Below are 19,618 nucleotides of genomic sequence, written 5' to 3'. Positions count from 1 at the left end.
ATACGATAGCAGGCTATTCGATAGCTTCGTAAGGAAGCCCGACGTAATTTTCCGCGATGGTGGTGCGACCGGCGTGCGAGTGGATGAAGTACGCCAGTTCGCTCTCGGCAATGCGCTGGCTGAACCCGTCCGCTTCGGGAAACTGATGCAGCATCGACGTCATCCACCAGGAAAACCGCTCAGCCTTCCACACGCGTCGCAGGCAGATTTCCGAATATTTCTCCAGCAACTCCACGCGCCCCTCGCGGTAGACCTTGAGCAAGATGCGAAACAGCGTGCTCACGTCGCTCGCCGCCAGGTTCAAGCCCTTGGCCCCGGTGGGTGGGACGATGTGCGCCGCATCCCCCAGCAGAAACAAACGCCCGTACTGCATCGGCTCGACCACGAAGCTGCGCAGCGGCGCGATGCTTTTTTCGATCGACGGCCCGGTCACCAACTGCTCGGCCAACTGGCTTGGCAGGCGCGTTTTCAGTTCAGCCCAGAAACGCTGGTCCGACCACTCATCGACCGACTCCTCGACGGGTACTTGCAGGTAGTAACGGCTGCGCGTCGGCGAACGCATGCTGCACAAGGCAAACCCACGCGCATGCTTGGCGTACACCAGTTCAGGATGGACCGGCGGCGTGTCGGCCAGGATGCCCAGCCAGCCGAAGGGATACACCCGCTCGAAGACCTTCAGCGACTCGGCCGGGATCGATTGCCGGGCGACACCGTGAAAACCGTCGCAACCGGCCACGTAATCACACTCCAGGCGATAGGCTTCGCCTTCATGTTCGAACGTCAGCCAGGGTTGATCAGTTTTGAGCCCGTGGGGTTGCACCTCACGCGCGTTATACAAGGTGACGCCACCGGTGGCGGCGCGTGCGGCCATCAGGTCGCGGGTCACTTCGGTCTGGCCGTAGACCATCACCGATTGACCGCCGGTGAGCGCCTTGAGGTCGATGTGAGTCAGTTGGCCATTAAGCGCCAGTTCGAAGCCATCATGGACCAGGCCTTCCGCGTCCATGCGCTGGCTGACGCCGGCCTCGCGCAACAGGTCGACCATGCCTTGCTCCAACACCCCGGCACGGATGCGCCCCAGCACGTAATCGGCGCTCTGGCGCTCTAGAATCAGGGTTTGGATACCGGCCTGCTGCAACAGTTGGCCGAGCAACAGTCCCGAAGGACCGGCGCCGATGATGGCGACTTGAGTTTTCAGCGTTTTCATTATTTTTATGGCCCGAAAAATTCACCCGAACGGATAAGGTGAAAGAGTTGTCATTGGTCTTGTTGCTGACATTTTTCACTTGAGTGGGCGCTATAAGAAGGTGAAAACTGCGCCAAAGCCTGCGCTTTTTGCCAATCGGGGCGATTACCGAACCACTTGCCTGAGTATCGGATTGAAACTATGACCAAAACTGCCAGTTCCGCGATTCCGGTGTTCAAGCTGTACGGGGAAAACCAGCAATGGCCGACGCCGGATTTGTTGCACTGCGAAACGATTTCCCGACGCAGCCGGGACTACCAGTGGGAAATCCAGCCCCACCGGCACGCGGATCTGTGCCAGTTGTTGTACGTCCACCAAGGCCAGGCGCAACTGGAAATCGAAGGCCAGCGCACCACCCTCAACGAAGCGACCTTGCAGGTGCTGCCGCCGCTGTGTGTGCACGGGTTTCGGTTTGCGGAAGATGTCGAAGGCTACGTGCTGACCCTGGCGGCACCGCTGGTCAGCCACCTGCAAGCGCAATTGGGCGCAACGGTCGACGGCCTGCAGGTGCTGGGCAGTTACCCGGCAGGCAAGGACAGCGACTATCTCAACAACCTGTTCGCCCGCCTGCAGGACGAATACGCCGATGAGCAGCCGGCCCGGGACATGCTGATGCACGCCCTGGTCAGCGTGCTGCTGGTGTGGATCAGCCGCCAGGCCATCCAGCGCCGTCACCCGCGGGCACCGCGTGGGCGCGAGTATTTCCGGCGCTTTACCCAATTGGTCGAACAGCAGTATCGCGAACACCCGAAGATTGAAGACCTGGCCCACAAGCTGGGTATCTCGGTCTCACACCTGAACGGCACATGTCGGGAATTGGGTGGGCAACCCGCGCTACAGATCATGCACGACCGCCAATTGCTGGAAGCCAAGCGCCTGCTGACCTACACCAGCATGACCATCAATGAAATGTCGGAGGTATTGGGCTTTTCCGACCCGACCAACTTCTCGCGGCTATTCCGCCGCCGGGTCGGGTTTTCGCCCAAGGCATTTCGCGAACGACTCAAGGCCGAAACACCCGAGGATTAAACGCGGGATCGTCCTTGGTTGGCCATTAGCGCAACGCGCTGAAACTGCCGGTGCGCGGAATGCATTGATCCTGATGGCAGCTGATCGCAAAGCTCGGCTGCATGCGGGTCTGCTCGACGCGATAGGCGGCGGTGCCGTACAGCGCGCTGACCAAGGCGCAAAGGATGAAAATTTTCAGGTACTTTCTGGTTTTGACGGTCATGGCACAGACCTCTGAAGGACCTACTCGGTGCTGTTTAAAGCATAGGTCAGCCAGGGCGAGTTGCCATTATTGGACGCCATTCAACATCTGTATGTCGGGTCACAGGCCCCGGTCCCACTCCGGCGTTTCCGGAAACCTCAGCACCAGGAAATCCAGGAGGCTACGCAGCGCCGACGGCATGTGTTTGCGCGACGCGTACACCGCGTAGATGTTCATCTGCCGCGGTTCGGCCGCGGGCAACAGGCGCACCAGTTCGCCACGGCGGATGTGCTCGCCGGCCTGATAACTGGGCAGCATCGCCACCCCCGCCCCGGCGAGCGTCACGCGTAACAGCGTGCTGGCTTCGTTGGCGGTGATATTGCCGTGGACCGGCACCGAAACGTGTTCGCCGCCTTCCTCGAAATGCCACAGGCTTTTGCCGAAGTACGAGTGGGTCAGGCAGTTGTGCCGCGCCAGGTCTTCGACCTTTTGCGGCGCCGGATGCTCAAGCAGGTAGGCCGGGGTCGCGCACACCACCGAGCGACAGACCGTCAGGCGCCGCGCGATCAGGTTGGGGTCCAGGTCGTTGCTGGTGCGGATGGCCAGGTCGATGCGCTCATCCACCAGGTTGACCGTGCGATCGAGCATCTGCAGGTCGACCGTCACCAAGGGGTAGCGCCTGACGTATTCGGCGATGGCCTCGGCCAACTGCGCCTGGCCGAACGAGGTGCTGACACTCAGGCGCAGCAGGCCACGGGGCGCGTCATCCGGTTCGCTGACGGCGGCCTGCATGTCGCCGCACAGCTCCAGCAATTGCCGGCAACGTGGCAGGGTTTCCCCGCCGGCAGCCGTCAGGCTGAGTTTGCGCGTGGTGCGATGCAGCAAGCGCGCGCCGACCCAGTCTTCCAGCTCGGCCAGGTAGCGCGAGACCACCGGGCGCGACAGGTCCAGATGGTCGGCGGCGGCGGACTGGCTGCCCAGATCCACCACCGTCACAAACACGCGCATTGCTTGAAGACGATCCATGATCTGCCCGATTTTAGAAACAAACTATGTCCCAGCATCGCATTTTTTGTTGTGTTTGGTGCAACTAAGCTCTGTGCATCCCTTACCGATTGCCGGAGTTGCCCGATGTTGTCCACCCTCAAGCGCCTGACCCTGGCGACCGCCGCCCTGGCCTTCGCCGTGCAGGCGGCCGCTGCCGAGCTGACCCTCGACGTGTACAACCCCGGCGAGGCCGCGATCTTCCCGGTCAGTTCGGTGCTAGTCAGCGGCGCGAAAGACGCGATCCTGGTCGACGCACAGTTCGGCAAAAGCCAGGCCGAACACCTGGTGCAGAAGATCCGCGCCAGCGGCAAACACCTGACGACCATCTACATCAGCCACGGCGACCCGGACTACTACTTCGGCCTCGACACCCTGACCGCCGCATTCCCCGACGCCAAGGTGCTGGCCCCGCAAGCGGTGGTCGACCACATCAACGCCACCGTCGCCGGCAAACTGGCGTTCTGGGGCCCGAAAATGGGCGCCGACAAGCCAGGCAAAACCATCGTGCCGCAGGTGCTCGACGGCCACCGCCTGACGCTTGAAGGGCAACCGCTGGAAGTGATCGGCCTCGACGGCCCGCAGCCGGAACGCAGCTTTGTGTGGGTGCCGTCGATCAAGGCCGTGGTCGGCGGTGTGGTCGTCGCCGACAACATCCACCTGTGGATGGCCGATACTCAGAGCGCGCAGTCCCATAAAGACTGGCTGGCCACCCTGCAACGCATCGCCGAACTGCAGCCGCGCACGGTGGTTCCGGGGCATTTCCTCGGCAACCCGTCGCTGCAATCCGTGGCCTTTACCGCCGACTACATCCAGGCCTTTGACGAAGAAGCCGCCAAGGCCAAGGACTCCGCCGCCCTGATCGCGGCGATGAAAAAGCGTTACCCGACCCTCGCCGACGAAAGTTCGCTGGAACTGAGCGCCAAAGTCGCCAAGGGCGAAATGAAGTGGTGAAGCGTTTCAAACCTTAACCGTACTGGAGAATGTCATGAGCAAGATCGCAATCATTGGGGCCACCGGCCGCGCCGGTAGCCAACTGCTGGAAGAAGCGCTGCGACGCGGGCACAGCGTCACCGCCATCGCGCGCAACACTGACAAGCTCGCCGTGCGTCCTGGCGTCAGCGTCAAACAGGTCGATGCGCTGGATGCCGAGGCCTTGCAACAGGCCATCAGCGGCAGCGATGTGGTGATCAGCGCGGCGCATTTCGCCACCCTGCCCGCCAGCGCGGTGATCGGCCCGGTGAAAAAAGCCGGGGTCAAACGCCTGCTGGTGGTGGGCGGCGCGGGTTCGTTGCTGCTGCCGGGCGGCACTCGGGTGATCGACAGCGAGGGTTTCCCAGAGGCGTACAAGGCTGAAGCCAGTGCCGGCGCGACGTTCCTCGAGGCGTTGCGTCAGGAGCAGGAACTGGATTGGACCTTCCTGTCGCCATCGGCCGAATTCGTTGAAACCGAGCGCACCGGCACCTTCCGCCTGGGCCAGGATGATTTGCTGGTGAGCCGCGAAGGCCGCAGCTGGATCAGCTTCGCCGACTTCGCTATCGCGATGATCGATGAAGTGGAAACACCGAAGCATTCGCGCCAGCGTTTCACCGTCGGCTACTGAGCCGACACGATCAACCTGTGGGAGCTGGCTTGCCGGTTCCCACAGGTGGATCTTCAGCGTTACGCCTGTTGCGCCTGGTTGACCAACCACTCCATCAACGCTTCAAGCCCGGCGGACGGCTTTGTCCCCGGCGGATACACCAGGTAATAGCCCATCCCCGTCGGCACCCGCAATTCAAACGGCGTCACCAAGCGCCCCGCGCTCACATCCTCGCCAATCAACGCGCTGTCGCCGATCGCCACGCCTGAACCCTGGGACGCCACTGTCATGGCCAGATCCAGCGTCTCGAAATGATGGCCCTGGCTCACATTGCTCAAGCGCGTCTTCGCCGCGTTCAGCCATAACGCCCAGTCCCGCTCGTCCCGCGTGGGGTGCAGCAGCACCTGTTGCTGCAGGTCCGCTGGCGTATTCAACGCGCCCAGCAAGGCCGGCGCGCACACCGGGGTGAGGTGTTCGTCGAACAGATGCCGAGCCTCGGCCGACTGTTCGGCGCTGGGCGCATAGATCACCGCGGCATCGAATTGCTCGCGACGAAAGTCCACGGTGTAGGCCACGGTCGTGGTCAGCTCCACCGGCACATCCGGGCGCTCCCGCTGCCATTGCATCAAGCGCGGCAGCAGCCAGCGCATCACGCAGGTGGAGGCCTTGAGCTGCAAGGTGTCGCGGCGGCGGCCGATCTGCTCCAGCGCGTCACCGATCAGGCCGAAGACCTGCTGCACCCGCAGCGACCACTCGCGACCTTCTTCGGTCAGGCTCAGGCCCCGCGCCTGGCGCTGGAACAAGGCATAGCCCAAATGGCTTTCCAGCCCGGCGATCTGCCGGCTCACCGCGCCTTGGGTGATGTGCAACTGCGCGGCAGCGTGGGTGAAGTTGCAGCACTGGGCGGTGACCCAGAAGGTGTGCAGCGCGGGCAGCGGCGGGAGGCGTTTCATAGGGCAAGCAGCCATGACGTGAGGACATGGCTAGTATGACTTTTTATCGATTGTTGCCGCTACGGGCCAGCCGGTCCAATACCGCCTCACCTCAACCTGAGAGCGACATGTATGGCGACCTGCGGCGAAGTATTGGTCAAGCTCCTGGAAAGCTACGGCGTGGACCAGGTGTTTGGTATTCCTGGCGTCCACACCGTGGAGTTGTATCGCGGCCTGGCGCGCTCGAACATCCTCCACGTCACCCCGCGCCACGAACAGGGCGCGGGTTTTATGGCCGATGGCTATGCGCGCACCAGCGGCAAGCCCGGCGTGTGTTTGATCATCACCGGCCCCGGCATGACCAACATCACCACGGCCATGGGCCAGGCCTATGCCGACTCGATCCCGATGCTGGTGATCTCCAGCGTGCAGGCGCGCAGCCAGCTGGGCGGCGGGCGCGGCAAGTTGCATGAGCTGCCGAACCAAAGCGCGCTGGTCGCCGGCGTGGCGGCGTTCTCCCACACCGTGATGTCGGCAGCAGAATTGCCCGGCGTGCTGGCGCGGGCGTTTGCACTGTTCCAGGCAGGGCGCCCGCGCCCGGTACACATCGAAATCCCGCTGGATGTGCTGGTGGAAAACGCCGATGCGTTGCTCGGCACCTCCCCCATCAGCGTGGCGCGTGCCGGTGCGGCGCCAGTGGCGGTCGCACAGATGAGCCAACGGCTCGCCGCCGCCCAACGCCCGCTGATCCTGGCCGGCGGCGGCGCCATCGAGGCCGCCGCGGCGTTGACCCGCCTGGCCGAAACCCTCGGCGCCCCCGTGGCGCTGACCATCAACGCCAAAGGCCTGCTGCCCGCGGCCCACCCGCTGCTGATCGGCTCGACCCAGTCCCTGCTCGCCACCCGCGCCCTGGTCGCCGAAGCCGATGTGGTGCTGGCGATCGGCACGGAGCTGGCGGAGACCGACTACGACGTGACCTTCGCCGGCGGTTTCGAGATTCCCGGCGCACTGCTGCGCATCGATATCGACCCCGACCAGACCGTGCGCAATTACCCGCCCGAGCTGGCCTTGGTGGCCGACGCGCAGATCGCCGCCGACGCCTTGCTCGCCGAACTCCAGCGCCAACCGCTGGCGCCTCGCCACAGTGCCTGGGGCGCCCAGCGCGTCGCCCGCCTGTGGGCCGAATTGACGCCGACCTGGGACGCCGCCACCCGCGCGCAAACCCGCATGCTCCACACGGTGCTGGAGGAACTGCCCGGCGCGGTGCTGGTGGGCGACTCCACACAGCCGGTGTACAGCGGCAACCTGACCCTGAACCTTGACCACCCGCGCCGCTGGTTCAACGCGTCCACCGGCTACGGCACCCTGGGTTATGCCCTGCCCGCGGCCATCGGTGCCTGGTTGGGGCGTGGCGATGGCCAGCCGGTGGTGTGCCTGATCGGCGACGGCGGGCTGCAATTCACCCTGCCGGAACTGGCCAGCGCCGTGGAGGCGCGCACGCCGATCATCGTGCTGCTGTGGAATAACCAGGGCTACGAGGAGATCAAGAAGTACATGGTCAACCGGGCCATCGAACCGGTCGGCGTCGACATTTACACGCCGGACTTCATCGGCGTGGCCACGGCCCTCGGTTGCGCTGCCGAACGCATCCAGGGCCTGGACGCACTGCGCGTGGCCTTGCGTGCCGCCGCGGATCGCCAGGGGCCGACGCTGATTGAAATCGACCAGGAACGTTGGATGCAGGAGGTAGCGGTATGAGTACGGTCGTAAACGGTGTGTATATCAATGGTGCGTGGCGTGCGGGCCATGACGTGTTGGACGTGATCAACCCGGCCACCGAGGAAATACTCGCCCAGGTCAGCGTCGGCGATGCCCGCGCCGTGACCCAGGCGGTCGACGCCGCCAGTGCGGCGTGTGTCGGCTGGTCGCAGAGCACCGGCCGCGAGCGCGGCGCCCTGCTGCGCAAAGTGGCTCAAGGCGTAAGCGAGCAGCGCGAGCCGTTGATGCGTGTACAGTCGCGCAACAGCGGCAAACCGTTGTTCGAAGCGGGAATCGATGTGGACGACGTCATCGCCACCTTCGAGTACTACGCCGGTCTCGCCGAGGCGCTGGACGCCGAGCAAGACCGCGCGGTGGCGCTGCCCACTGATGCCTTCAGCGCCCGCCTGCGCCGCGAACCCTGCGGCGTGGTGGGGCTAATCGTGCCGTGGAATTTCCCCATGGTCACCACCGCCTGGAAACTCGCCCCGGCGCTGGCCGCCGGCTGTTGCGTGGTGCTCAAACCGTCGGAAGTGACGCCGCTGGCGGAGTTGCAACTGGCGCAGATCATCGCCGCGGCCGGCTTCCCGGCGGGGGTGTTCAACCTGGTCTGCGGCACCGGCTTGGCCGTGGGCGCCCCGCTGGCGGCGGACCCTCGCGTGGCGAAGATTTCCTTCACCGGCAGCAATGCGGTGGGCGTGCAGGTAATGCAACGCGCCGCCGAAACCGTCAAGGGCGTGAGCCTGGAACTGGGGGGCAAATCCTCGCTGCTGGTGCTGGAAGATGCCGACCTCGACCTGGCGCTTGAGCTGGCCTGTGGAGGCGGCTTTTTCAACGCCGGGCAGATGTGTTCAGCGACCAGTCGTGTGCTGGTGGCGGACAGTCTCGCGGATGAATTCCTACAGCGTTTAACTGCGCGGGCTGAAGGGATTCGCGTCGCCGACCCATTTGCCGACGACGTGGAAATGGGCGCGTTGATCAACCGCGCCCAGTACCAACGGGTGTTGGCGCATATCCAGCGCGGCGTGCAGGACGGTGCCCGCTTGCTGTGCGGCGGTGAGCGCCCGGCGCACTTGGCGAAGGGTTATTTCATTCGCCCCACGCTGTTCACCGACGTGCCGCTGGACAGCGCGTTGTGGCGGCAAGAAATCTTCGGCCCGGTGCTGTGTGTACGACGCTTTACCACGGAGGCCGAGGCCATCGCCCTGGCCAACGACAGCGATTTCGGCCTGGTGGCCAGCGTGGTCAGCCGCAACGACGAAACCGCCGCACGCGTGGCCAATGCCTTGCAGGCCGGCATGGTGTGGATCAACGCGCCGCAGGTGATCTTCCCGCAAACGGCGTGGGGCGGTTACAAGCAGAGCAGCATCGGCCGCGAACTGGGCCCTTGGGGGCTGGCGACGTTTCAGGAGATCAAGCATGTAATCCGGTCTAACTGACGACGCAGCCTCCCGATGGAATGTGGACCAATGTGCGGCATTTCAGTTAACTGCGTTTTTTAGATAGCCCCTGCGACTTTCTCATTTGCCCCACTCCCCCGCCCGTGGCCTGATTCGCCCTTGTTCACTCAAGGCAGGCCCATGGAAAACGTTCACGCAAAACCCACCACCGCCGTATGGCTGATGATCAGCGTCGTGCTGGTCGCGCTTAACCTGCGCCCGTCGATGGCCGCCGTAGGGCCGTTGTTAGCGTCGATTCGCGGCGAGGTGCCGTTGAGTTTCAGCAGCGCGGCGCTGCTGACCATGTTGCCGGTCATGGCCATGGGCCTGGCGATGTTTTTCGGCATGGGCCTGGCCAAGCGCTTCGGCGAACATCGCAGCATTGCGGTGTCGCTGCTGGTGATCGGCGTGGCGACGCTGTCGCGGTTGTTCCTCGATTCGGCGCTGGAGTTGATCGTCAGCGCCATCGCTGCGGGGGTCGGCATCGCGATGATCCAGGCGGTGATGCCGGCGCTGATCAAGTCGCGCTTCAGCGCTGACGTTTCATTGTTCATGGGCTTGTACGTCACGGCGATCATGGGCGGCGCGGCGCTGGCGGCGTCGTTCTCCCCGTTCGTGCTGGTGCAGACCGGTAGCTGGCGCATCGGCCTGGCGATCTGGGCGGGGCTGGCCGTGCTCGCCCTGGTGTGCTGGTCCGCCCAGCGTGCGGCGCTGCCGGTTCTGCCCCAGGCAGGTTCTGACAAGCAGGAAGGATTTTTCGGCAACGGCCGCGCCTGGTTGCTAGCGATCTTTTTTGGCCTCGGTACAGCCTCCTACACCTGCGTACTGGCGTGGCTGGCGCCGTACTACGTAGAACAAGGCTGGAGCGAACAGCATGCCGGTTTGCTCCTGGGTTTCCTCACCGCGATGGAAGTCATCTCGGGCCTGGTCACCCCCGCCCTCGCCAACCGCCGCCGGGATAAACGCGGAGTGTTGGCCGTGTTGTTGGTGCTGATCATCCTCGGGTTCTGCGGCCTGATCCTCGCGCCACAACACCTGAGCCTGCTGTGGCCCTGCCTGCTCGGCCTGGGCATCGGCGGCCTGTTCCCGATGAGTTTGATCCTGTCCCTCGACCACCTCGACCACCCGCGCCGCGCCGGTAGCCTGACGGCGTTCGTGCAAGGCATCGGTTACCTGATTGCCGGCCTGTCGCCACTGATCGCCGGGATGATCCGCGATCAGTTGGGCAGTTTCGAATGGGCATGGTGGTCGCTGGCGGCGGTGATCGGGGTGATGCTGCTGATCGTCACGCGCTTCAATCCGAAGCATTACACAGACCACATCCGCTGACGTCGTGTTGCAAACACTTTTTGTCCCACGCACAACACTGAAATACCCTACAGAGCTTTCTATTGGCACTCCCGTTCCGTTAAGCTTTTGCCCTTGTCGCGCGCTGCCACAGTGCCAAGGCTTACCGGATGGAATGGATGCTAAACAGTAACTTGCTCAGAAAGCTCGATATGCAGGATTTGATGGTGTTTATCGCCGTCTACGACCAGAGCAGCGTTACCGAGGTGTCAGAAACGCTGTTCGTCAGCCAGTCGACCGTGAGCTACAGCCTGAAGAAGCTGCGCACCAGCTTCGAGGATGAGCTGTTCATCAACACGCGGGCGGGTATGCGTCCGACGTACAAGGCCAGCACCATGTACGGCCATGTGCAGAAAATCCTCGAAAGCATCAACCTGTGCCACGCCGGTGGCCAAGCTTTTGACCCCACCCAGAAAGCCGTGACCTTCAACGTGTGCGCCCCGGAGTATTTCGAGCAACTGATCCTGCCGCGCCTGTTGAAACACTTCGACCGCGCGAACCTGCCGGTGATCGTCAATGTGCGCAAGCTGGAAACCGAGATCCCTGCCGACGACCTGCGCGAAGGCCGCCTCGACCTGGTGATTTGCTTTGGCCCGCACTTTCACCGCGCGCATAAAGACTTCAAGACCCAGATGTTGCTGGAAGATGATCTGGTGTGTGTCTTCGACAAGCGTGCGGCGCCCCGCGAGGCGGCGTTCAGCCTGCAGTCGTTCGTCGAGCGGCGCCACGTGTTTCCCACGCCGTGGACCTCCGACACCAACATGGTCAACGGCTGGCTGGCGCGTCAGGCCCACAAGCGCCAGGTGGTCGCACGGGCCAACAGCTATGGCGCGGCGTTGAAGATGATCACCGGCACCGACTTCATCGTGACCCTGCCCCGCCGCGTCCACAAACTGCTGGCCCCGGCGTCGGTGTTCGGCCACTGCGAGGCGCCCCACGGGTTGCCGGGGTTCACCCTGGATATGCAGTGGAACGAAACCAGTGAACAGGACAGCGCCAATACCTGGTTCAGGGAGCAGGTGGTCAAAGTCTGCGCTGAACAGGGATTACTCTGACCTTACGCATCGACGGTTGTGGTGGATGGAAGCGCTTAGCCGATCACGACCTTACTGTAGGAATCACGATCGATATCCAGCAATTCGACACTCAGTTGCACCTGCACACCTTCCGGCCATGGCCCAAGTTCCTGCACCACGGCCAGCAGGCTTTCTGACAGCTGCTTCTTGACCTGCGCCGAGCGTCCACTGAGCAACGCCAGGCGCACGGCGACAAAACCCCGCGGGTTCATGCCGGTGCCCACGCGAAAACTCTCGACCTTGAGTGAACGGCTCTTGATATCCAGCTCGGCGCCAAACTGACCGGAGGCCACCAATGCATGGTTCAGACGCAACAGGGCCTTGTCGGTGTCCAGTTGCGTCAGGTTGGCGGTGTATTCCAGGTGCAGGTGTGGCATGGGAGTCTCCGAAGTATCGATAGGAAGACTCCTAGATATACCACGGATAAAAGCATCAGACCTTTTTCGCCAGCCCGCGGTCGCTCATGAACGCCTCCAGCCGCGAACGCACCCAGCGCTCGGCCGGATCGGTGTCCACATGGCTGAGCCAGACCATGGACAGATCCAGGGTCGGCGTCTCGAATGGGTAGGGCTCACAAAACAGATTGCCCGACAGCGTCATGGCTTCGGCGGTGTAGTCCGGCAGGCTGGCGATCAGGTCGGTGCCGGCCAGCAGCGCCGGCAGCGCGCTGTATTGCGGCACCGACAGCACCACATGGCGCTTGCGCCCGATTTCCGCCAGCCACTCATCGGCAAACCCGGATACGTTGGCGGTGTGGGACACCAGCACATGGGGCCGCGCACAATATTCATCGAGGGTCAGCGGCCGGTCAGACGCGTCGGCGCGCAGCAAGCGCGGGTGGATATGGCGCAGCAACTTGCGCTTGGCATTCGCCGGCAGGCCACGGGTCTGGGTGATGCCGACGGTGATATCACCGGATGCCAGCAGATCGGGAATCCGCCAGTAATCCACATGCTGCACCACGAACACCACCATCGGCGCTTCCTGGCGCAAGGCGCGCAACAACGGCGGCAACAGGCCGAACTCGACGTCATCGGACAGGCCGATCCGGAAGGTCATGGTGCTGACGGACGGGTCGAAATCGTGGGTCAGGCTCAGGGCCGATGAAAGAGAGTCCAGGGCCGGCGACAGGTGCCGGATGATTTCCTCGGCCCGCGCGGTAGGTTCCATGCGGTGGCCGACGCGAATGAACAGCGGATCGTTGAACAAGGTGCGTAACCGGTTGAGCGCCGAACTGATGGTCGGCTGGCCGAGAAACAACTTCTCCGCCACCCGCGTCACATTGCGCTCGAGCATCAGTGCCTCGAAGACCACCATCAGGTTGATGTCGGCCTTGCGTAATTCATTGCGATTCATCGGCACCTGCCCTTTCCCCACGACAAGCCGCAGTTTAGAAAGCCCGAGGGGCTGCGTCTATGCGCGCACTGTTCATTGGGCGGCTTTACGACTATATATTCAGCTCTTCACGGTCGCAGGAACACTATCGTGCTGGTTATTCTCGCCGCGGCCTTCCTCCTGGCCGGGTTCTGCATCTGGGTCATCCAGTTTATCGCGCACCCCACCGCCCGCACGTTGCTGCGGGTATTCGTCGGCCTGTGCCTGGCGGCGGTGGTGGCGTACCTGGTCTTGGCGTCGGGTTATCCTATTTCGTTGCTGGTCTCATAACGACCCGAGGGGCCGGCGCCTGTTCCTGGCCCTGGCGCAAACGCAGCGCGGCCAACGCCGCGACCACCAGCACCACGGCAATCACCTTCAGGCCATTCATCGCGTTGCCGGTACTCATCTCAATCATGCCCATCACCGACGGCCCGACAAACCCGCCCAACAGCCCGCAGGCATTGACGAAACCCAGCCCGCCCGCCAAGGCGACGCCCTTGAGACGCGAGGCCGGGTAGAGGAACACAATCGACTGCACCACAAAAAACATCACTGCCGACAGACAAAAGCCCAGCAGGCTGAACACCGGCCCCGACACCGACGCGATGCCCAACCCCAGCGCCATGGTCAGCAACCCGGTGATCAACAGGCGCCGCGCGCGGGTGGGTGTGGTCGCAAAACGCGGCAGCCACACTGCGCCCAAGGCGGCGGCGATCCAGGGCAGCGAGGTCAGCAACCCCACGCTCATGGTGCTCAATTCACCGTATTTGCTGATGATGCTCGGCAGGAAAAAGATCACCGTGTAGACCGTGATCTGATGGCAAAAATACACAAAGATCGCCAGCAGGATCTGCGGAGTCAGCCAGTTTTTCAACGCGTGGCCGCCCTCCCCGGCGCCTTCCTCGGTTTCCTGGGCAATGCGCTGTTCGATACCCTGCGCTTCCGCCGCCGTCAGCCACGGCGCCTGGCTCGGGCGGTCCGGCAACTTGCGCCACACCACCCAGGCGAACGCCACCGCCGGCAAGCCTTCGAGCAGGAACATCCACTGCCAGCCATGCCAGCCGAGCAGCCCGTCCAGGCGCATCAACGCTGCGCCCACCGGGCCACCGATGATGTTGGCAAAGCACACGCCGAGCAGGAAATAGCCGGTGGCCCGTGCGCGTTGTTCGCGGTTGAACCAGTAGGTCAGATAGAGCATGACCCCGGGAAACAGGCCCGCTTCGGCGATGCCCAGCAGCAGGCGCAATACGTAGAACGAGGTCTCGCCCTGCACAAACGCCATGGCCGCCGAGATCAGGCCCCAGGTCACCATGATCCGCGCGATCCAGAAGCGCGCGCCGACTTTGTGCATGATCAGGTTGCTGGGGATTTCCGACAGTGCATACGTGAGGAAGAACAAGCCCGCGCCCAGCCCGTAGGCCGCGGCGGAGATGCCCAGGTCGACGTCCAGGTGGTGCTTGGCCAGGGCGATGTTGGTGCGGTCCAGAAAGCTCAGGATGTAGGCGATGATCAACAAGGGCATCAACTTGGCGAACATCAATTTGTTCAGCACCTGCGGTTCGCGGGCCTGGGTGGCGGTAGTCATCGGGCAGTTCCTCCTGGCGCCCCGCCAGCGCGGCTGGGGGGCGCATCAATGTTGTTCTAGGGTTCGAGTTGCACAACCAACGCCTGCGGGCGATGGGAAAACAGTTGCAGCAGCGCGCCGCCCAGGGCGCAGCCGGCCATCACGAAAAAGCACACGGTGTAGCCATGCAGCGTGGTCCAGCCGCCGCCCATCGCGATCAGGCTGCCCATCAACACCGGCGCCAGGCCGCCGCCGATGAACATCGCGGTGGTGATGATGCCGTTGGCCGTGGAGGTGGCCGACGGCTCGGCCGAGTCGCAGGCCACCGCGTAGTAGATCGGCCAGACCGCATTGGCGACCAGACCGAACAGCAACTGCACGACGATGATCAGGGTCAGGGTGCTGGCGAAGTAGAACGCGCCGACACTGGCGGCCATCCACAGCCCGCAGATGATCAGGGTGGTACGGCGGCCGATGATGTCCGACAACGACGGCCACACCAGTTGCCCGAGAATCCCGGTCAGGGTGAACACCACGCTCATCCCCGCCGACTGCGCCAGCGACAGCCCGACGATGTTGTAGAGGTAGGCCGGCAACACGATATTCACGCCCATGTACACCACCTGCGTGAGCAGGGTGTTCCCCGCCGTCAGCGCGATATTGCGGTTGCGCAGGGTGGCGACAAAGGTGCGCCAGGTGTCGCCCTTGATCTGGCTGGCCGGGGCATTGTCCGGTGGCGTCATGCCTTTGGCGGCGATGTCGACGTACAGCGCGGTGATGCGTTCGGCCGTGGAATACCGCGCCCAGAAGATCATCAGCGGCAAGGCCACCACGAAGGCGAAGAAGAACACGTAGCGCCAGTTGTCCTCGCCGAAGGTGCTGATCACAAAGCTGGCGACGATGCCGCTGAGCATCGCGCCGATCGGGTAACCGGTGTGGTGCGCGCCGAGGGCAAAACCGCGGCGTTCCACCGGCCACCATTCGGCGGTGTTGCTCACGCCCACCGGCTCGCCCCAGCCCGCGCCGAGGTTGACCCCGACACGCAGGGCGATAAACGTCGCGAGGTTGCCGCTCAACGCCTTGAACCCGGACAGAAACGAGATCGCCGTGTAGCCCAGCACCAACGGCACCTGGAACCGCGCGCGCTTCCAGCCGCCGCCGTAGCGGTCGCTCCACATCGAACCCGGGATATCCAACAGGGCCAGGGCGAGCATGATCACCGTGGCCACGGTGCCCCACTGATCGGCGGACAAATCGAAATGCTTGGAGATGGTCGGCCCCAGGCGCAACACGATCTCACGGTCGTAGGCGTTGAGAATCCAGATCATCCAGCAAACCAGCAGCGACACCCAGGAATGCCGGTGAATGCTGCGCAGCGACGCTTTTTTTAAAGTAGCCATGGGCCTCTCCAGGCGCGCGAAGGCGCGCACTGACACAAGGTTGCGAAGGAATGTTGCTGATCGAACACACGCGCTAGCTGGCGAACCGTCGCTCGGCTATTCCTTGCACGCCCAACCCGGTAATGGCGAACAGCGCGCCGCGCTGCTGGCCGTCGTGCGGAAAACGCGGCAGCGGCGGCTTGGCCATGGAGGTCACAAACAGGGTGTCGAGGTTCGGCCCGCCGAAGGTCAGGCTGGTGACCTTCTTCACCGGCATTTGGATGACCCGGTCGACGTGGCCATCGGGGGTGTAACGCACCAGCTTCCCGGCATAGACCAGGGCCTGCCACAGGCAACCTTCGGCGTCCACGGTGCAACCGTCCGCGGCGCCGCCACCCGAGGTGTCGACCTTGGCGAAGGTGCGCCGGTTGCTGACATTGCCGCTGGCGAGGTCGTAGTCATAGGCCCAGATCCCGCCCGACCAGGTGTCGCAAAAGTACAAGGTGTCCCCGGATGGGCTCCAGCACGGGCCATTGGAAACGATGATGCCTTCGTCCAGGGTGTGCAGGCGCAGGTCCGGGTCCAGGCGGTAGAGTCTGGCGCTGGCGCGGTCTTCCTGGGTGTCCATGGAACCGAAGACAAAGCGGCCCTGGCGGTCGACCTTGCCGTCGTTGAGACGGTTGTTCGGCAGGTGCGGTTCAGGGTCTTCGATCAGCGCCAGTTCGCCACTGGCCAGGTCCAGAGTGTGTACGCCATTCTGCAAGGCGACGATGGCCGCCGCGCCGTTGTGGCGCAGGGCCATGGAGCCGATTTTCTGGCCCACGTCCCAGGCACGCAGTTCGCGGCCGTCGTCGGTGCAACGCAGGATGCGGCCGTCGGCGCTGTCGATCCAATACAGCCGCTGTTGTTCGACGTCCCACACCGGGCCTTCGCCCAGGGTGGTCTTGACGTCCACAAGCACTTCGATACGCATGGTGTGATCCCCTTATTGTTGTTGTGCGGGATTCGGGCCGCGCCAGCACGCGGCCGTGTCGTCGGTTAGAAATTGACCTGGTCACGCCCCTTGAGCCCGAGGATGTCCCGCGCTTCATCCGGCGTGGCGACGCGATGGCCGAGGGCTTCGATCACGCTGCGAATGCGCCGTACCTGATCGGCGTTCGAAGCGGCCAATTTGCCCGGCCCGTCCCACAACGAATCTTCCAGGCCGACCCGGGCATGGCTGCCCATGGACAGGCCCATGGTCGCCAGCGGAATTTGCCCACGCCCGGCACCGAGGATCGACCACACATAATCGTCGCCAAACAGGCGATCGGCGGTACGACGCATGTGTGCCAGGTCTTCCGGGTGCCCGCCGATGCCGCCGCGCAGGCCGAACACCGATTGGATGAACAGCGGCGACTTGAGCAGGCCACGTTCCAGGAAGTGCGCGGCGGTGTAGAGGTGGCCGATGTCGTAGCACTCGATCTCAAAACGGGTGCGGTTCTCGGCGCAGGAATTGAGGATGTGGGCAATGTCGCGGAAGGTGTTGCGAAAGATCCGGTCGTCACTCTCTTCCAGGTATGGACGCTCCCAGTCGTGCTTGAACTCGGTAAAGCGGTTGAGCATTTCGTACAGGCCAAAGTTCATCGAGCCCATGTTCAGCGAGGCCAATTCCGGCTTGAACTGCATCACCGGCTGTAGGCGTTCTTCCACGCCCATGGTCGGCGCGCCGCCGGTGGTGATGTTGATCACCACGTCGCTGGCGGCCTTGATCTGCGGCAGGAATTCAGCAAACAACGCCGGGTCCTGGCTGGGGCGGCCGTCGTTGGGGTCACGGGCATGCAGGTGAACAATCGCCGCGCCGGCTTCGGCGGCGCCGATGGCGGCGGCGGCAATTTCCTCGGCAGTGATGGGCAAATGCGGCGACATCGACGGCGTATGGATGGCACCGGTCACGGCACAGGTAATGATCACAGGACGTTTTTTGGACATGACGATTCTCCGACTTTTATTCTTATGAAAAAATCCTGGGTACAGCTCGGGGTTCTTCCTTGGCGACTGGCGCCGCGTCCTACAGGTACTCGACGTTACCGTCGACACTGATCGCCTGGCCGGTCACGTTGCGGGCGGCGGGCGAACAGAGGAACAGCGCCATGGCCGCGACGTCTTCGGCGGTGACCATGCGTTTGAGGGAAATTTTGTTGAGGTATTCCTGGCGCATCTCGGGTTCGGGTACGCCGACCTGCTCGGCACGGGCGCGAATCACCGCGTCCATGCGCGGGCCTTCGACGATGCCAGGCAGCAAGGCATTGACGCGGATGTCACTCTCGCCCAACTCCGAGGCCAGGGATTTCATCAGGCCGACAATCGCCCACTTCGTCGCCGCATACGGCGTGCGCCACGCGTAGCCCAGACGCCCGGCCACCGAGGCGATATGCAACAGATGGCCGTGGGACGATTGCTTGAGCATCGGCACCGCATGGTGGGCAAAACGGTATTGCGCAGTCAGGTTGATGTTGATGGTGGCTTGCCATTCGGCGTCGCTGATCGCGTCGATACCGCCAGTGGGGCCGGCGATGCCAGCGTTGTTGACCAGCACGTCGAGGCCGCCGAAATGCTCGCGCTGCACCTCGAACACCGCCGCGATCTGCGCGGCATCACTGACATCGGCGCGGGTGGCGACGCTGCCTGGGTATTTGTCGCGAAACGCCGCCAGGGCCGGTTCGCTGACATCACACACATGCACCTGGGCACCGGCCTCCAGGTACGCCGCGGCCAACACTTCACCGATGCCGGCAGCCCCGCCGGAAATCAATACACGTAACCCAGGATAGGGCTGTAGCCGCTGTAGGACACTCATGCACGTTTACCTCCTGAAGCAGACGACCGCGAACGGTCGTTCTTGACGAGCAGGCGCGCTAGGGAATCGGCGGCCTGCATGATGTCATCGGTCACCGCCGCCCGTGCGCCAGCGCCGTCGCGGGCGGCCAGGGCTTCGACGATGCGCGTATGCGCCTCCATCGAGCGTTGCAGGTGAGCTTTATCGGGGGCGACCAGGGCAAAGCACGGCCCCATGTGCAGCCAGAAATTCTCCACGGCGGCCATGGTCAGCTCGGCCTGGGCCACTGCGTAAATCCGGCGGTGGAAGGCGAAGTTGGTCCACAGGTAGCGCGACACATCGACTTCGTCGGCGGCGTGCTGCATTTGCTGGCACAGGTCGGTGATTTCGTCGAGGTCGGTTTTTTTCAGGAGCAATACCGCCTTCTCGGCCAGCAAGCCTTCAAGAGCAACCCGCGCATCGCGGATTTCGCGCAGGCGCTCGACCGTCATCATGCGGACCCGCAGACGCGAGGTTTCGGTGACTTCAAAGGCGTTTTCGGCGCTGAGGCGTTGCAGGGCTTCGCGCACCGGCATCGGGCTGGAGCCGAGCGCTTCGGCCAGGCCACGGATGGTGAGTTTCTGGCCAGGCTGGAAACGGCCACTCATCAACGCTTCGCGGATCTGGCGGTAGACCTGGTCTTGCAAGGTATCGCGGGACACCTGGCGCAGGGTGGGCAGGAGGAGCGGACCATCTGTCATGAGGCAAACCTGTGTTGTGGTTCTTATGCCTCCAATATGTGATCACAAATCAAATATGTCAAATAGTTTGCCTATTCCCGAGAAACGCCCGTTGCACATGTGGGAG

At 63.4% G+C, this 19,618-nt stretch carries 20 protein-coding genes; 8 read left to right on the top strand and 12 right to left on the bottom strand.

Translation table 11 applies throughout. The features are described 5' to 3' along the window. Nucleotides 1–13: 13 nt before the first annotated feature. Nucleotides 14–1,198, bottom strand: a complete 1,185-nt coding sequence (gene pobA / locus ACP7E3_RS20300; RefSeq protein WP_169850587.1) for a 4-hydroxybenzoate 3-monooxygenase — start codon at nucleotides 1,196–1,198, stop codon at nucleotides 14–16. A gap of 189 nt (nucleotides 1,199–1,387) precedes the next feature. Here pobA and ACP7E3_RS20295 point away from each other — a divergent pair, with 189 nt between their 5' ends. Further along, entirely contained in the window at nucleotides 1,388–2,275 is an 888-nt protein-coding gene (locus ACP7E3_RS20295) for a helix-turn-helix domain-containing protein (RefSeq protein WP_046384341.1), read from the top strand. 25 nt (nucleotides 2,276–2,300) lie between these two features. Here ACP7E3_RS20295 and ACP7E3_RS20290 read toward each other — a convergent pair whose 3' ends face one another. Further along, nucleotides 2,301–2,477, bottom strand: coding sequence for a hypothetical protein (locus ACP7E3_RS20290; protein WP_164887019.1), 177 nt, complete (start codon nucleotides 2,475–2,477; stop codon nucleotides 2,301–2,303). Nucleotides 2,478–2,576: 99 nt separating this feature from the next. Next, the gene (locus ACP7E3_RS20285; RefSeq protein WP_032804836.1) at nucleotides 2,577–3,482 is read right to left on the bottom strand and encodes a LysR family transcriptional regulator; all 906 of its coding nucleotides are present in this window, start codon (nucleotides 3,480–3,482) and stop codon (nucleotides 2,577–2,579) included. A gap of 105 nt (nucleotides 3,483–3,587) precedes the next feature. On the opposite strand from ACP7E3_RS20285, the gene ACP7E3_RS20280 reads away from it, so the two are divergent. Both ACP7E3_RS20280 and ACP7E3_RS20275 read left to right on the top strand, forming a co-directional pair. Continuing rightward, nucleotides 3,588–4,454, top strand: a complete 867-nt coding sequence (locus tag ACP7E3_RS20280; protein WP_426124186.1) for an MBL fold metallo-hydrolase — start codon at nucleotides 3,588–3,590, stop codon at nucleotides 4,452–4,454. 34 nt (nucleotides 4,455–4,488) lie between these two features. Further along, the gene (locus ACP7E3_RS20275) at nucleotides 4,489–5,103 is read left to right on the top strand and encodes an NAD(P)-dependent oxidoreductase (RefSeq protein WP_017848732.1); all 615 of its coding nucleotides are present in this window, start codon (nucleotides 4,489–4,491) and stop codon (nucleotides 5,101–5,103) included. Between the two features lie 59 nt (nucleotides 5,104–5,162). Here the strand turns inward: ACP7E3_RS20275 and ACP7E3_RS20270 are convergent, their stop codons facing one another. Next, the gene (locus ACP7E3_RS20270; protein WP_046490388.1) at nucleotides 5,163–6,035 is read right to left on the bottom strand and encodes a LysR substrate-binding domain-containing protein; all 873 of its coding nucleotides are present in this window, start codon (nucleotides 6,033–6,035) and stop codon (nucleotides 5,163–5,165) included. 111 nt (nucleotides 6,036–6,146) lie between these two features. On the opposite strand from ACP7E3_RS20270, the gene ACP7E3_RS20265 reads away from it, so the two are divergent. The 4 genes from ACP7E3_RS20265 to ACP7E3_RS20250 all read left to right on the top strand — a co-directional run bounded on the left by ACP7E3_RS20265 (nucleotide 6,147) and on the right by ACP7E3_RS20250 (nucleotide 11,613). Further along, nucleotides 6,147–7,772 carry a 5-guanidino-2-oxopentanoate decarboxylase gene (locus tag ACP7E3_RS20265; protein WP_057004988.1) on the top strand — a complete coding sequence of 542 codons (1,626 nt, stop codon included), beginning with the start codon at nucleotides 6,147–6,149 and terminating at the stop codon, nucleotides 7,770–7,772. Further along, nucleotides 7,769–9,211 (top strand): aldehyde dehydrogenase family protein, encoded by a 1,443-nt coding sequence (locus tag ACP7E3_RS20260; RefSeq protein ID WP_426124183.1) that lies wholly within the window; start codon nucleotides 7,769–7,771, stop codon nucleotides 9,209–9,211. The genes ACP7E3_RS20265 and ACP7E3_RS20260 overlap by 4 nt, the downstream gene beginning before the upstream one ends. Before the next feature lie 141 nt (nucleotides 9,212–9,352). After that, on the top strand, nucleotides 9,353–10,540 hold the full coding sequence (locus ACP7E3_RS20255; protein WP_426124181.1) for a cyanate transporter: 1,188 nt from the start codon (nucleotides 9,353–9,355) through the stop codon (nucleotides 10,538–10,540). Nucleotides 10,541–10,677: 137 nt separating this feature from the next. Continuing rightward, nucleotides 10,678–11,613 carry a LysR substrate-binding domain-containing protein gene (locus ACP7E3_RS20250; protein ID WP_426124179.1) on the top strand — a complete coding sequence of 312 codons (936 nt, stop codon included), beginning with the start codon at nucleotides 10,678–10,680 and terminating at the stop codon, nucleotides 11,611–11,613. 35 nt (nucleotides 11,614–11,648) lie between these two features. Here the strand turns inward: ACP7E3_RS20250 and ACP7E3_RS20245 are convergent, their stop codons facing one another. Together ACP7E3_RS20245 and ACP7E3_RS20240 are read right to left on the bottom strand one after the other, a co-directional pair. Continuing rightward, nucleotides 11,649–12,011, bottom strand: a complete 363-nt coding sequence (locus tag ACP7E3_RS20245; protein WP_426124177.1) for a 5-carboxymethyl-2-hydroxymuconate Delta-isomerase — start codon at nucleotides 12,009–12,011, stop codon at nucleotides 11,649–11,651. Between the two features lie 55 nt (nucleotides 12,012–12,066). After that, nucleotides 12,067–12,990 (bottom strand): LysR substrate-binding domain-containing protein, encoded by a 924-nt coding sequence (locus ACP7E3_RS20240; RefSeq protein WP_046384347.1) that lies wholly within the window; start codon nucleotides 12,988–12,990, stop codon nucleotides 12,067–12,069. A gap of 129 nt (nucleotides 12,991–13,119) precedes the next feature. Between ACP7E3_RS20240 and ACP7E3_RS20235 the strand changes: the two genes are divergently transcribed. Then, nucleotides 13,120–13,299: a hypothetical protein gene (locus ACP7E3_RS20235; protein ID WP_017848724.1), complete on the top strand. Its 180-nt coding sequence runs from the start codon at nucleotides 13,120–13,122 to the stop codon at nucleotides 13,297–13,299. On the opposite strand, the gene ACP7E3_RS20230 is transcribed toward ACP7E3_RS20235, so the two are convergent. The 6 genes from ACP7E3_RS20230 to ACP7E3_RS20205 form a co-directional block, all read right to left on the bottom strand. Further along, the gene (locus ACP7E3_RS20230; protein WP_057004985.1) at nucleotides 13,277–14,596 is read right to left on the bottom strand and encodes an MFS transporter; all 1,320 of its coding nucleotides are present in this window, start codon (nucleotides 14,594–14,596) and stop codon (nucleotides 13,277–13,279) included. The two genes, ACP7E3_RS20235 and ACP7E3_RS20230, sit on opposite strands and share 23 nt — an antisense overlap. A gap of 56 nt (nucleotides 14,597–14,652) precedes the next feature. Beyond that, nucleotides 14,653–15,975, bottom strand: coding sequence for an MFS transporter (locus ACP7E3_RS20225; protein WP_169881947.1), 1,323 nt, complete (start codon nucleotides 15,973–15,975; stop codon nucleotides 14,653–14,655). 73 nt (nucleotides 15,976–16,048) lie between these two features. Beyond that, nucleotides 16,049–16,927, bottom strand: a complete 879-nt coding sequence (locus tag ACP7E3_RS20220) for an SMP-30/gluconolactonase/LRE family protein (RefSeq protein ID WP_426124173.1) — start codon at nucleotides 16,925–16,927, stop codon at nucleotides 16,049–16,051. A gap of 65 nt (nucleotides 16,928–16,992) precedes the next feature. Then, nucleotides 16,993–17,925, bottom strand: coding sequence for a 3-keto-5-aminohexanoate cleavage protein (locus ACP7E3_RS20215; RefSeq protein WP_046384351.1), 933 nt, complete (start codon nucleotides 17,923–17,925; stop codon nucleotides 16,993–16,995). Nucleotides 17,926–18,004: 79 nt separating this feature from the next. After that, nucleotides 18,005–18,793, bottom strand: coding sequence for an SDR family oxidoreductase (locus ACP7E3_RS20210; protein WP_026140238.1), 789 nt, complete (start codon nucleotides 18,791–18,793; stop codon nucleotides 18,005–18,007). Next, complete coding sequence (locus tag ACP7E3_RS20205; protein WP_046384352.1) at nucleotides 18,790–19,512, bottom strand: GntR family transcriptional regulator; 723 nt, start codon at nucleotides 19,510–19,512, stop codon at nucleotides 18,790–18,792. Before ACP7E3_RS20205 ends, ACP7E3_RS20210 begins: the two co-directional genes overlap by 4 nt. Nucleotides 19,513–19,618: the final 106 nt, after the last annotated feature.

Source organism: Pseudomonas sp. PSPC2-3 (genome assembly GCF_049898265.1).
GTDB lineage: Bacteria > Pseudomonadota > Gammaproteobacteria > Pseudomonadales > Pseudomonadaceae > Aquipseudomonas > Aquipseudomonas veronii.
This window is presented reverse-complemented; position numbering and strand designations above follow the sequence as displayed.